The organism is Priestia sp. BR_2 (assembly GCF_041954005.1).
In the GTDB taxonomy this organism is placed as follows: domain Bacteria; phylum Bacillota; class Bacilli; order Paenibacillales; family Paenibacillaceae; genus Paenibacillus_AQ; species Paenibacillus_AQ lautus_A.
On record NZ_JAVFHM010000243.1, the window covers coordinates 1 to 651 of the forward strand.

Annotated in this window: 1 protein-coding gene; it reads left to right on the top strand. The window is 32.9% G+C overall.

The annotated features are described in order from the left end of the window. Positions 1–3: 3 nt before the first annotated feature. Positions 4–651 (top strand): DUF2232 domain-containing protein (locus RB298_RS19190; RefSeq protein ID WP_486048060.1); only part of this gene is annotated, 648 nt, incomplete at its 3' end.

Genomic DNA, 651 nt, shown 5'->3' on the forward strand with positions numbered 1-651 from the left:
TATATACCTCTTTTAGGAGTGATTTTGGCTTTCGTATTAGGTGTACCCTTTATCGTTTTTACTATGAGGCATGGATTTGGAAAAGCTGTTCTCTTTTTTATTGTAGCTGTTTTATTGACTATTTTATTTGGAACGTTAAAAGCATTACCTATTACCTTTATATTTGGGATAGGAGGAACAATGATAGGTGTGCTTTATGCTAAAAAGCAGTCAAGATATATTACTTTATTAGGAGGTACCATTGCCTTCGCATTTGGATTTTTATTATGGTTTGTCTTAACAATCTCGTTATTACATATAAATCTATCGGCAGATCAATGGGCCACTACAGTGAATGAGTCTATCGATCGAAGTGTAAAGTTATCTGAAAGCTTGGGTCAGAGTGTAAGTGAGCAGCAAATTGAAAGAACAAAAGACTCTATTTCCATGTTAAAATATATAATTCCAACTTTTTTAGTAGTCTTAAGTGCGGTATTTTCACTAATTACTCAGGCTATAGCTGCACCCATATTAAAACGGTTAGGTCATGAAGTTGAAAAATTTCCCCCTATTCGTGCATTAAAATTACCTAGAAGTGTTCTTTGGTATTATTTAATCGCATTGATACTAACTTTTCCTATGTTTAATTTTGAACAAGGATCTTTCATGTAT